The sequence below is a fragment of the Paenibacillus sp. SORGH_AS_0306 genome (assembly GCF_030819345.1).
GTDB classification, from domain to species: Bacteria; Bacillota; Bacilli; order Paenibacillales; family Paenibacillaceae; genus Saccharibacillus; species Saccharibacillus kyungheensis.
In genome coordinates this window covers 1942069-1954387 of the sequence record NZ_JAUTBP010000001.1, presented here as the reverse complement: position 1 = coordinate 1954387, position 12319 = coordinate 1942069, and the positions used below count along the sequence as shown (strand labels likewise).

Annotated in this window: 12 protein-coding genes; 8 read left to right on the top strand and 4 right to left on the bottom strand. The window is 37.5% G+C overall.

Annotation, left to right across the window (positions count from 1 at the left end):
- Window positions 1–8: 8 nt before the first annotated feature.
- Complete coding sequence (locus tag QE450_RS08375; protein WP_307298473.1) at window positions 9–875, bottom strand: MurR/RpiR family transcriptional regulator; 867 nt, start codon at window positions 873–875, stop codon at window positions 9–11.
- A 198-nt stretch (window positions 876–1073) separates the two neighbouring features.
- Here QE450_RS08375 and QE450_RS08370 point away from each other — a divergent pair, with 198 nt between their 5' ends.
- Entirely contained in the window at window positions 1074–2093 is a 1020-nt protein-coding gene (locus QE450_RS08370) for a Gfo/Idh/MocA family oxidoreductase (RefSeq protein WP_307298470.1), read from the top strand.
- 1 nt (window position 2094) lies between these two features.
- Complete coding sequence (locus QE450_RS08365) at window positions 2095–3081, top strand: Gfo/Idh/MocA family protein (RefSeq protein ID WP_307298467.1); 987 nt, start codon at window positions 2095–2097, stop codon at window positions 3079–3081.
- A 66-nt stretch (window positions 3082–3147) separates the two neighbouring features.
- On the opposite strand, the gene QE450_RS08360 is transcribed toward QE450_RS08365, so the two are convergent.
- Window positions 3148–4665: a glycoside hydrolase family 43 protein gene (locus QE450_RS08360; RefSeq protein ID WP_307298464.1), complete on the bottom strand. Its 1518-nt coding sequence runs from the start codon at window positions 4663–4665 to the stop codon at window positions 3148–3150.
- 124 nt (window positions 4666–4789) lie between these two features.
- On the bottom strand, window positions 4790–5617 hold the full coding sequence (locus tag QE450_RS08355) for an AraC family transcriptional regulator (RefSeq protein ID WP_274169949.1): 828 nt from the start codon (window positions 5615–5617) through the stop codon (window positions 4790–4792).
- A gap of 147 nt (window positions 5618–5764) precedes the next feature.
- On the opposite strand from QE450_RS08355, the gene QE450_RS08350 reads away from it, so the two are divergent.
- The 6 genes from QE450_RS08350 to QE450_RS08325 all read left to right on the top strand — a co-directional run bounded on the left by QE450_RS08350 (window position 5765) and on the right by QE450_RS08325 (window position 10803).
- Window positions 5765–6538: a sugar phosphate isomerase/epimerase family protein gene (locus QE450_RS08350; RefSeq protein ID WP_307298461.1), complete on the top strand. Its 774-nt coding sequence runs from the start codon at window positions 5765–5767 to the stop codon at window positions 6536–6538.
- 59 nt (window positions 6539–6597) lie between these two features.
- Window positions 6598–7617: a Gfo/Idh/MocA family protein gene (locus QE450_RS08345; RefSeq protein ID WP_274169951.1), complete on the top strand. Its 1020-nt coding sequence runs from the start codon at window positions 6598–6600 to the stop codon at window positions 7615–7617.
- 395 nt (window positions 7618–8012) lie between these two features.
- Entirely contained in the window at window positions 8013–8714 is a 702-nt protein-coding gene (locus tag QE450_RS08340; protein ID WP_307298457.1) for an SDR family oxidoreductase, read from the top strand.
- A 95-nt stretch (window positions 8715–8809) separates the two neighbouring features.
- A complete protein-coding gene (locus QE450_RS08335) occupies window positions 8810–9388 on the top strand; it encodes a TetR/AcrR family transcriptional regulator (RefSeq protein WP_274169953.1) in 579 nt (192 codons plus the stop codon).
- Between the two features lie 206 nt (window positions 9389–9594).
- Complete coding sequence (locus QE450_RS08330; protein WP_307298453.1) at window positions 9595–10332, top strand: carboxymuconolactone decarboxylase family protein; 738 nt, start codon at window positions 9595–9597, stop codon at window positions 10330–10332.
- Window positions 10333–10407: 75 nt separating this feature from the next.
- Complete coding sequence (locus tag QE450_RS08325; RefSeq protein ID WP_307298451.1) at window positions 10408–10803, top strand: cupin domain-containing protein; 396 nt, start codon at window positions 10408–10410, stop codon at window positions 10801–10803.
- Window positions 10804–10996: 193 nt separating this feature from the next.
- On the opposite strand, the gene QE450_RS08320 is transcribed toward QE450_RS08325, so the two are convergent.
- Window positions 10997–12175, bottom strand: coding sequence for an MFS transporter (locus QE450_RS08320; protein ID WP_307298449.1), 1179 nt, complete (start codon window positions 12173–12175; stop codon window positions 10997–10999).
- Window positions 12176–12319: the final 144 nt, after the last annotated feature.

The following is a 12319-nucleotide window of genomic DNA, read 5'->3' as shown; positions in this document are numbered from 1 at the left end:
GTAACTGTCTAGATATCGTCAATCATATCGCTACGATTGAATTTGTGTAGAGATTCTTCGGTGTTCTTCATATGATGCTTATAGTCGATTTTATACATACAACCATAGATCACATTCAGTACATATTCGAGTGCAATCTGGGAAGAAAAAGTTCCAATCTTCGCTAGCTTTACCTCATCGTCAGGAAGCTTAATACAAATAGTACTGGATGTAGCTAGTTTCCCTTGATGATTCGCTGTAATCGTGACATAAGGAATCTGTTCATGCTGTAAGTAACGAGACACTTTGGTGTAGCTAGGTGAATTGCCATGATAAGTTAAAAATAGTGCACAATCACGAGTTGTCACATTCAGCGTATGATGTGCCCATTCTGATAGCTCTGTTGCAATCACAACATACTTATTGATTTTAAATAGTTTATTTTGAAAACTTTTGGCACGAATCTGTGAATCACCCAAAGCATAGATAAAGATACGTTCAGCTTGATCTAGTAATTGGGCTGTCTGTGAAAGTAACTCATCCTCGATTAGAGACAGATTTTTATCAATCGTATTCTTCATCAGATCAGCAATTTCTTTAGCAATCTGTATAGAAGATTCTCCTAGACTAAAAGGATAATTGACATCAACTTCAGTCAACTGATGTTGATTCTGCTCAAATTCACGTGCTAGAGAAAGACTAAATTCTTTAAACCCAGATAATCCAAGCTTATGTGTTAACCGATTGATTGCAGAATGAGAAGTATAGGTAGCTTTCGCCAGTTCCTGAATAGTGAAAGGTAACATTTTCTCTTGATGAGTCAAAATATAAGTAGCAATACTTTGTTCATTGGTTGTAAATTGTTTCATTTCAGCTAATTGTAAAAGCACTTTCAAAAGATTTCACTCCTATTCCGATACGACAATAACGTTCGAAATCTCTTTGTATTGAACATTTTGTTCAAAGAACACCTTATATTTGGTGTGATTAATCAGCGAATACTGGTCGAATATACCGTTATACAGCTAATCCCTTTACGCTATAGATTCTTTTTTTATAATAAAAGAAATCAAGTGATAAAAGGAGCAATCATCATGTTAACTATTGGCTATATTGGCAATGGAAAAAGTACAAATCGTTATCATTTGCCTTTTTCTATGAATCGCGATTATTTGAATGTCAAAACAATCTACGCACGTCATCTCTATAAAACAGACTGGACTCGAATGGATAATATCCTCTATACCGATGATATCACAAATATACTTCATGATCCTGATATTCAGTTAGTCGTGATCTGCACCCATACCGAGTCTCATTATACGTATGCCAAAATGGCACTGGATCATGGCAAACATGTACTTGTCGAAAAACCATTTATGCTAACCAAAGACGAAGCAGATTCTATTTTTCAATATGCTAAAGAAAAGAACTTATTGATTCAATGCTATCAAAATAGACGATATGACTCTGATTTCTTAACAATGCAAAAAGTGATTGCCTCTGGCAAACTGGGTGAATTGCTAGAAGTGGAAATGCATTACGATTATTACCGACCAGAGACACCAGAAAGTATAGATCATTTCTCCACCTACCAAAGTTATCTCTACGGACATGGTGTGCATACGATTGATCAGGTGATCTCTTATTTCGGTGAACCTCAGCATATTCATTATGATGTGCGCCAATTACTAGGTACAGGTAGAATGAATGATTATTTTGATTTGGACTTTTATTATGATCGCTTGAAAGTATCTATCAAATCAAGCTTTTTTCGTCTGATAGCTAGACCAAGTTTTGCCTTGTACGGTAAAAAAGGGGTATTTATCAAGCAAACCGAAGATCGACAAGAAGAACATTTAAAGTTGTTTTATTTACCAAAAGGACATGCTGACTTTGGTATAGATAGACCCGAGCATTACGGTACATTGACTTATATAGATGATCAAGGACAACATCACGAAGAAAAAGTGATCTCTGAGCAAGGAGATTATACACGCATTTATGATGATATATACGAAGCGATTATACATGGCAAAGAAAAACAAATTAAAGATCACCAAACATCAAAAGTGATAGAAATATTAGAAAAAGGGATAAAGGAGTGTTCTTAAAATGAAGTTAGGTATTGTAGGATCAGGAATGATTGTCGAAGATTTACTAAGTTTTATTGGAGATATTCCAGCGATTCAGTTGCAAGCGATCTGTGCGAGAGCCGGTCATGAAGAGAAGTTGGCTCAATGGCAAGATCAATACCATATTAAGAAAGTGTATGTGGACTATGATCAATTGCTTGCTGATCAGCAAGTAGATACTATTTATATTGGACTCCCTAATCATCTGCATTATGCTTATGCCAAGCAAGCATTAGAGCAAGGCAAACATGTGATTTGCGAGAAACCTTTTACATCGAATCTACAAGAGTTTCTAGAACTCAAACAACTTGCTACACGTCAACATCGAATCTTAATAGAAGCAATCTCTAATCAATATCTCAAAAATGTACTCGCTATCCGCGAACAATTGCCCAAGCTTGGAGATATCAAAATCGTAGAGTGTAACTATTCACAATTCTCCTCACGTTACCGCAGATTCAAAAATGGAGAAGTCTTATCTGCATTCAATCCAGCGATGTCAGGTGGAGCATTAATGGATATTAACTTGTACAATATTCATCTTGTCGTGGGTTTATTTGGTCTGCCGAAGTCTGTTCATTATCATGCTAATATAGAGCGTGGTATAGATACGTCCGGCATATTATTACTGGATTATGATCATTTCAAATGTGTCTGTATCGGTTCCAAAGATACGAGTGCACCGAATCGCACCAATATTCAAGGAGATCAAGGCTATATCTCAATTGCAGGTTCTACTAATATTGTGGATCATTTCGAATATGTAAATGATTCCAACTCGCCTGTACGAATAGATGTCAAAGATCATCCGCATCGCATGTATGATGAATTTGTAGAATTTGAGCGAATCATCTATGAACAAGATATGCTCAAAGTCTCTGAAATGCTCGAACACAGTGAAAAAGTAATGCATGTGATCCAACAAGCCAAACAATCTGCTGGCTTAGTATTTGGCGCAGATCACTAATGAACACCAAAAGCGCAATGATCTTTGCTATAAGATCGTTGCGCTTTTGGTTATTCTACAGATACACTAAACGTTTTCTCTATCTATTGAATGAAGATATTCACATTTGAAATTTGAAAATGTCGCAGCATGACCTGCTGGATGATTGGTAGCGTATAATCCGATCATCACTCCTGTAAACCCTCCAGCAACTTCTGAAGACAAATACTTGGTCTGAGCAGTGCCTAGTAGTATATCTTCGCCTTCAACAGTTACAAAAAAGTGGTAACATGTTGGCTCAGCTTTGACCATAATTGAAGCTTTATTACTTGTTAATGCAACTGTCTGCTGTACAGATTTGATATCTTGCGTATTTAATCGTTCAATCACTTCATAATGATCTTTCTGACCGCGTATAGCTAATTCATAATGATGATGTTCATCCATATATAACGTTATGCCTGCTTCTCCATCTATAATTTCTACATCACAAGTGATCACAGCATAGAAATCCTTTTGACGTAACCCGAGAAAGGTCGGAGAAAGAGGTTGATCCAGTGTAATATCAGTCCCTTTTAATATCAGCTTATGATCTTCAAATTGATAGTTTTCAGTCTGTGGAAACCGAAGGTAACACCAATCTAGCTCCCAATTTGTATTCTCAAATGTATAGATACGTTTTTCCTGCTGAATCACATCGTCAGATATCCGATCTGTCTCAAAGCTAGAGAGTGTAGTCCCATGATACCCGGCAGTAAACCATCCTTCTTCATCAAATGTCACTGGTGTAAGAAATACTTCACGTCCTAGATGATGATATGTAAGCCATTGACCGATCTGACGGAATCCAAGATGATATAACCACCAATTGCCATTATTGTCCTGAATCAGATCGCCATGACCAACAGCCTGTAATTCATAACCACCTAGATTGCGATTAGTTAAGACAGGATTATGTGCATAGGCTTCAAATGGGCCCGAAGGGGATGCCGAGCGTGCATAGGTTGCCATATGACCATACTCTGTACCGCCTTCAGCCACCAGTAGATAATACCAGTTATTGATTCGGTACATATGAGGACTTTCCAGATAACGCCCACCTGTTCCTTGCCAGATCATACGACTTGGTGTTAATTTCTGACCTGTTACAATATCGATCTGACATTGGAACACACCTTCGTTCCCATCTACATCGTGTCCATTACTCATAAAGTAAGTGGTGTCATCTTCAAAATACAGATCAGGATCAATGCCGCTCTGATCAACAATTATAGGCTCTGACCATTCTCCATAAATATCATCAGTCCAGACAAAAAAGTTCTGACGCGTAGTATCATTAGTTGTGACCATATAGAATCGCCCTCTATGATAACGTAGAGTAGGGGCAAACACTCCACCAGAACTTTGAACCTGATCCAATTGAACTTGAGTCGTACGGGTCAGACAATGGCTAATCTGCTTCCAATTCATCAGATCATGGCTTTCAAAGATCGGCACACCGGGAAAATACTGAAATGTACTGGTAGCTAAATAATAAGTATCGCCTACTTTGCAGACACTTGGATCAGGGTAAAAGCCTTTAATAATAGGATTGTTATATTTCATCAATAAGCACCTATGTAAAATGGATAAAAAACAATAACCATCTTACAATTTCCTTTCTAGAGTAATATGACAGACTGATCATAGCATGATTACGCTTTCAAAAAAAGAAGATAAGGCATACACCTTATCTCATACTATTTTCTGTATCATATAGCTTCAATATCGGATTAGACGCTCTGTATTCTACAGGTGACATACCGAATTGATTGCGGAATACCCGGTGAAAATAGGAGTAACTTGCAAAGCCGCATGTTTCTGCAATATGTTCGAGCGTCATTTCGCTATATTGAATTTGCTCAATCGCAGCTTTAAGACGAATTTCAATCGCATATTGGATCATCGTTTTGCCGTAATGTTCTTTGAACAATTTAACTGCTCTTGAAAGGCTAAGCCCTGCATATCTAGCGGCTTCTTCTAATTTGAAAGTCACTGTAGCATGTTCTTCAATAAACCGCTTTAGCAAAAGAGTCGCTGAACCTTTACGATCCATTTGTACCGTATCGCTAATCGCACGATCGATATACAGACAGAGGCTACGTAATAGTACATCCTCTAATTCAGTATCTTCTTCAGGAAGCCCGCGCCGCTTTTCCAATAACAAATTATGCCATAAGCCGATCAATTTACTTTCTGTTCCAATAGAATATACTGTAGAGCGTGGCTGGCGTTGCCACCATTCATCGATCCAAGTTCCTTGACAGAACAAATAATAATCTCCGCTAGATAATCCATCTTTTTTAGCCGGTTCTTGCACAACAAGATGATAATCATCTCCAGGTTTGAGTAGCAGTAAATCTCCACTTTTTAATACATAACGATTTCCACAGGTGAATGCTTCACAACTGCCCTCTGTTTGTAAGCGAAAAATGTAATGTTGTAGTCCATTTTTTATTTGATGATTAAATGCTTTGTAATGATATGAATGATCACAGATCAAAAGAGATGTGTCCAAAATAATCCCCCTAGCCAAAAGTTGAGCAAATAGTTCATGTTTTTACGATATTGTGTATGTTCATTTTAGCGTGTCTTGTTCTAAAATAATAGATGAAAGATAACTCTTACACATAGAATAAAAATAATCCAAAGAGGTGCTTTTGAAATGACAACATTAAATATTGGTCTGCAATTATTTACACTTCGTGATGAGACAGCTAAAGATTTCCCGGCAACATTACGCAAAGTGGCTGAACTTGGTTATCAAGGTGTAGAATTTGCAGGTTATGGAGATATTCCCGCAGAAGAAATGAAGGCGCTTTTAGACGAACTTGGACTCAAAGGATTCAGTAGCCATGTTCCTTTACAATCTATGCGCGATAATTTGCAAAAAGAGATCGATTACCTAAAAGTGATCGGTGCACAGTATATGATCTGTCCTTATATTATGCCAGAAGATCGTCCGCAAAGCAGTGAAGCATGGGGCGCTTTATTTACAGAGTTGCAACAATTTGGTGCAGAAGCTAGCAAACAAGGACTTACTTTTGGTTATCACAACCATGATTTTGAATTCCACGGTGCATTCAAAGATACTAACGCTTTTGATGGTATGTTTGCAGAAACGACTCCAGAAGCAGTTCAAGTTGAAATGGACGTATGTTGGGTACAATTTGCAGGACAAGATCCGTTAGAATATATTCAAAAATATGCAGGACGTTTACCACTTCTTCATCTCAAAGACTTTGACAAAGATGAGCAAGGTCAAATGAAAACATTAGAATTAGGACAAGGTATTGTTAATAGCTTGCCACAAGTGATCGAACAAGCAGGTAAAGCAGGCGTACAATGGCTGATCGTGGAACAAGATGTATGTCAGAATCCTCCACTTGAAAGCGTGTCCAACAGCTATAACTGGCTTAAACAAAATTACTTAAATTAATTTCGTCTATTTCGTACACATACATTCAATCGATACCCAATCAAAGGAGACTATTATTCATGAACAAGATTAAAGTAGCTGTATTCGGTTGCGGAGCTATTGCTCAGCGCAGACATATTCCAGAATATGCAGAAAATGAACAAGTAGAATTGGTAGCTTTTGCTGATCCTAATCTAGAACGTGCACAAGAAATGGTTGACCTATACGGCGGTAAAGCCTATGCAAGCTACGAAGAAATTCTAGCGAATGAAGAGATCGATGCGGTAAGCGTCTGTACACCGAACTACTTGCATGCTCCTATGACCATTGCAGCAGCAAATGCAGGTAAACATGTATTGGTTGAAAAGCCTATGGCGTGTTCGATTGAAGAAGCAGAGCAAATGATCGAAGCAGCTCAAAAAAATAACGTATACTTGATGGTAGGTCATAACCAACGTCTAATGCCTCCTCATGTAAAAGCAAAAGAAATTTTGGATTCAGGAAAACTAGGTAAAGTCTTAACATTCCGCACATCTTTCGGACATCCTGGTCCTGAAGCTTGGAGTGTAGATGGAGCAGATAGCTGGTTTTTCCGTAAAGAAGAAGCGATTATGGGTGCAATGGGCGATCTAGGTGTACACAAATCTGACTTTATTCGTTATTTGTTAAATGATGAAGTAGCTGATGTCGCTAGCTTTATCGGTACTTTGCATAAAGAAGGTACAGAAGTAGACGATAACGCTACTTGCTTGTTACGTATGAAGAGCGGTGCGATCGGTACACTGGTAGCAAGCTGGACACAGTACAAAGGTGGAGACAACAGTACTATCTTGTGGTGTGAAAACGGTGTAATGAAAATCGGAACAGTTCATGGTAACGAAGTCATTGTAGAACTAACAGACGGAACCGTAGAAACATACGAAGTAGGCATGATGTCTACCAATGAAAAACAAGTTCCTAGTGGTGTTATTGATGCATTTGTAGAGTCTATTACTACGAACACTCCTCCTACAATTTCGGGCGAAGAAGGTTTACGTGCGGTTAAAGTAATTTTGGGTGCTTTTGAATCGCAAAAAACAGGACGTGTCGTACAATTGTAATGGTTTAGCAAATAGTGCATGTGACTTGAACACGCATTATAACGATCTGTATACAATAAGTGGAAAGACCGTAACTTCTTTATCGAAGTTATGGTCTTTTTTCTATGCCTCTATATTTTTGCATGTATCTATAATGACATGATTATGTATAAATTTGTTTCTATTATATTCAGCAAGAATACAAGCATGTTCACCGTACAACTTCTAAAACAGAAAGTCATTAAAACAAATTAAAAATAATAGTTGACTGATCGTTCTCAAATAAATTATACTTTATTCATCGGGAACGATCATTCTCGAAAGGTTACATGTTGGATCATTAATAAGCTATTGAGTAAGACATTATTTTTTTGACTATTTAAGAACGATCATTCTAAATTAGGAGTAGTGAAAACATGGACATTTCAAAACAAGTAGTTATTATTAGTGGTGCTAATCGAGGTTTAGGTAAGCAATTAGCTCTTGAGCTTTTATCAAGAGGAGCTAAAGTCTATGCAGGTGCAAGAAAGCCAGAATCTGTCGATCTACCGGGAGCTATCGCAGTACAACTGGATATCACTGATCCTCACTCTGTGATGGCAGCAACTGAAATCGCAAGTGATGCCACTGTTTTGATTAATAATGCAGGTACAGCAACAGGAGCTTCTTTACTTACAGGAAATTTAGACGATATTCATTTGGAATTTAACACTCATCTGTTCGGTACTCTTTCTATGGTTCGTGCATTTGCACCGATTATTGAAAAAAATGGTGGAGGTTCTATTCTAAATATCTTATCTGTATTGTCTTGGGTTAGTATAGGGCAAGAAGGAGCATATACGGCTGCCAAAGCTGCTGCATGGGGATTAACCAATGTGTTACGTCTTGAATTAGCTCCTAAAAATATCAAAGTAGCTGGATTACATGTAGGCTTTATGGATACAGATATGATGGCTGGTAGTGATGCACCTAAATCTGCTCCAGAAGATATCGCTAAAATCGCTGTAGATGGAATCGAAGCTGACCATTATGAGATTCTTGGTGATGAGATCAGCCAACAAGTACAACAAGGTCTTGCTGGTGGTATTCCTGCTCTATATCCGCAACTATTTCAATAAAAATAGAGTCATAATTGATAGATATATTTAACGTTTGAATCTTTCTTTACTTAACGTTCTCAATATGTTACATTTTTCGTATTGGGGGGAGTTTTGTGTCCAGAAGCAAAGAATTTGACGTGAATGAAGTATTAGATAAAGCTATGATCCTTTTCTGGGATCAAGGTTATGAGAAAACATCGATGAGTGATCTAGTCACACATATGGGTATTCATCGTAGAAGTTTATATGATACATTTGGTGATAAACACTCACTATTTCTACAGGCGATCACTCGTTATATGGATAAAGTAAAAGCGAATCTTACGAGTGAAATCAAGCCATCCAAAACGGCTACAGAAGCATTGTATTCTCTTTTTCAATTTATGATTTCAGATAAAGAAGATTTGCCATCCGGTTGCTTAGTAGTCAATTCAGTAACAGAACTGGCGGCACGCGATGCAGAGGTAAATGCCAAATCTATCGAATCATTTGAAGGCATCGAAGATATGTTTGAACAGATTATTTTATGGGGTCAACAGGACGGAGAATTTACTTCAAAGCAGAGCGCTAAAGAACTAGCCAAATATCTGCATACGGTGTCTATCGGTATACGAGTCATGGGAAGATCTTCTGTAGATAAAGCCCAATTATCACATACGATAGATGTCTCTATAAACTTATTAAAAAGCTAATATCATATAGAAATAGATGTAAAGTCGCTCATGTAGCGGCTTTTTTTACGTTATAGAGTTCTTAGAGTTTACTTCTAATGACTGTAAGAGAATCAGGCAATCATTTAAGATAATCAGGATATTAGAATAACGATCTTATGAGTCATAATAGTCATATAGGGCAAGACACCCTGACGTACACTATTCCAAAGAAAGGATGTAGATACATGTATAATCATGACAAGACATTTCCCAATGATCGCTTACCATTAACGCAAACAGATCCTGACTTTATTGAACGTTTTGATCATTTTGTATTACATGAAGTCGCGGATCAAGATGATCTGGATGATCGTACTCGAATGATGGCTATTGTCGCTACATTAATCGGATGTCAGGGCATCGATGAATTCCAAGTTATACTTCCCGTAGCGCTTAACACTGGTGTAACAGCTGTCGAAGTGAAGGAAATCGTATATCAATCTGTAGCTTATCTCGGTATAGGACGTGTGTTACCTTTTTTATATGCTACTAATGATATGTTGACTGCACAAGGTGTAGAATTGCCTTTGCCTTCTCAATCGACAACGACTATAGCTAACCGTTTAACAGCAGGGATTCAAGCACAGGTAGATATTTTTGGTAATCATATGCAAGATTTTTGGAAATCGGGTGCAGAAGAAACCAGACATATAAATGAGTGGTTAGCGGCTAATTGCTTTGGCGATTATTATACTCGAACAGGTCTAGACCATTTGCAACGAGAAATGATTACATTTTGCTTTTTGTCTGCAAAAGGCGGTTGTGAACCTCAATTAACCAGTCATGCGGTCGCTAATATTAGGCTAGGTCAGGATAAGCATTTTCTGATTAAAATTATTTCTCAGTGTCTGCCTTATATCGGATATCCACGAAGTCTGAATGCACTGCGTTGTGTAGAAGAAGCCGCCCAGCAATCAAAATAGTCAGATCGATGATTCGTTTAAGGTATTTTATTGTAACTAATAGATAAGCTTATCAAAAGAAAGTAGGGATATATTATGGAAAACGAACAATTACAAAACAGTACTATTTTTCCTTTAGGTGAAAAAGTAAAAGCTAACTTTGTAGGGGACGCTTATTTGCAAATGATTTTCACCGATGCTACTCCTTTAAATACAGCGATTGGTAATGTGACATTCGCTCCTAGTGCTCGCAATAACTGGCATTCTCATCATGTAGGTCAAGTATTGTTAGTCACTGGTGGTAAAGGATGGTATCAAGCTGAAGGACAGCCTGCTCAAGCTCTTCAGACAGGGGATGTTGTCAATATTCCGGCTAATGTGAAACACTGGCATGGCGCAACGAAAGATAGCTGGTTCGTTCATTTAGCGATGACTCCGGGAGAAACAGATTGGCTTGAACCGGTAGAAGATGAATGGTTCAATCATTTATAATATTAATGAAATATTAACAACGCATTTCAAAAAAAGATTGATATAAAACAGTCGATACCAGCCACCATCCAAGTAAACTAAAACTAAAAAAAGCTAGTAGAGTCACTCATACAGAGGGCTTTACTAGCTTTTTGATATGAATTATATGAATCGTTACTTAATCATAGTTAAGTTGATAGATTTGCAAACTTATTTATAAAGAAACAGCAGTTAGCTTATCATTCTTGCTAATAGCATTTCTAAATAATAGCACCACTAGACTAATGATTAAGGATAGAATGCCTACAAATACGATATAGGATGTATTAAATCCTGCTAACAATAACCCTCCTCCGGCTGCACCAATCGTTGTGCCTAGATTACAAGCAGATATAAATAAGCCATTAGCAAAATCAGGTGCTTCAGGCGCTGTCGTAGCAATCAGGTATTGATTGATATTTGCCATCATTCCTCCGACTAAGATTCCCCATACTAAAGTAATCATCATTATAGCTAAGGTGGATTGACCTGCTACAAACATGATCAGGTAGACAACTCCTAATAACAAAGGAAAACCAAATATAGTCTGAGTGGTACGCGATATCAGCAATCGTCCTGATACGATATTTCCGATTATATTAGCACCACCGAAAATAAATAACGTAGCACTGATCAAACTTGGAGCCATATGTGTAACTGTAATTAGATAGTCTGCAAAATAACTATAAACACCAAAAATAGATGCATTCAAAAAAATAACAGCCATTATAGAAATCCATAATACAGGTTTGGCCATAACAGATAATTGTTTACGATAAGAAAGCTTTTTGACAACAGGCATCGAAGGTATAAAGAATAAAGTAGCTACAAATATGATTGCATTGATCACAACAAAAAAGGCCATAGCCATCTGTAGCGAAAAGACTGTATTGATCAGACTAACTATCGGTACACCTGCTACCATTCCAGCAGACACACCTATAAAGACTTTACTTACAGCTTTAGGCATTTCCTGTTCACTTACTGAAGAAGCAGCGACTGTAAATGCTAACGAACAATAGATAGGATGAAAAAAAGCAGGCAAAATCCGAGCAATCAACAGCACTGTAAAATCAGTAGTCAATAACGACATGGTATTGCTTATAACAAACACGCCTAACACCAGTAACATTACATATTTCCGATTAATAGCTGAGAAAAGTAATGGCATCGTCGGTCCTGAGATAGCTACGATCAAAGCAAATAAACTGACCAACAGTCCTGCTTTGGTCACACTCACATTAAAATGCTCTGCTATAGAGGGCAGTATGCCAATCACGCCCATCTCAGTATTGATGATACCAAATACACCGATCGTAAGTATGATGAGCAGTAAACGATTTCCTTTATTCATAGTCCGACTCCTATCTTTATCCCGTACGTTTATCCTAAAAGCGATATTTTTAGATGGGGATACTACAATTGATGTTTTTACAACAACTGTCTATAATTTATAACTGGAGTAGATCTATTACAAGATATGCAAATCGTTAATTTC

Excerpts from the sequence above, each read along its gene's own strand:
- QE450_RS08350 (WP_307298461.1), top strand. The coding sequence starts at position 5,765 with ATGACAACATTAAATATTGGTCTGCAATTATTTACACTTCGTGATGAG.
- QE450_RS08325 (WP_307298451.1), top strand. The coding sequence starts at position 10,408 with ATGGAAAACGAACAATTACAAAACAGTACTATTTTTCCTTTAGGTGAA.
- QE450_RS08330 (WP_307298453.1), top strand. The coding sequence starts at position 9,595 with ATGTATAATCATGACAAGACATTTCCCAATGATCGCTTACCATTAACG.
- QE450_RS08360 (WP_307298464.1), bottom strand. The coding sequence starts at position 4,665 with ATGAAATATAACAATCCTATTATTAAAGGCTTTTACCCTGATCCAAGT.
- QE450_RS08340 (WP_307298457.1), top strand. The coding sequence starts at position 8,013 with ATGGACATTTCAAAACAAGTAGTTATTATTAGTGGTGCTAATCGAGGT.
- QE450_RS08320 (WP_307298449.1), bottom strand. The coding sequence starts at position 12,175 with ATGAATAAAGGAAATCGTTTACTGCTCATCATACTTACGATCGGTGTA.
- QE450_RS08365 (WP_307298467.1), top strand. The coding sequence starts at position 2,095 with ATGAAGTTAGGTATTGTAGGATCAGGAATGATTGTCGAAGATTTACTA.
- QE450_RS08370 (WP_307298470.1), top strand. The coding sequence starts at position 1,074 with ATGTTAACTATTGGCTATATTGGCAATGGAAAAAGTACAAATCGTTAT.
- QE450_RS08345 (WP_274169951.1), top strand. The coding sequence starts at position 6,598 with ATGAACAAGATTAAAGTAGCTGTATTCGGTTGCGGAGCTATTGCTCAG.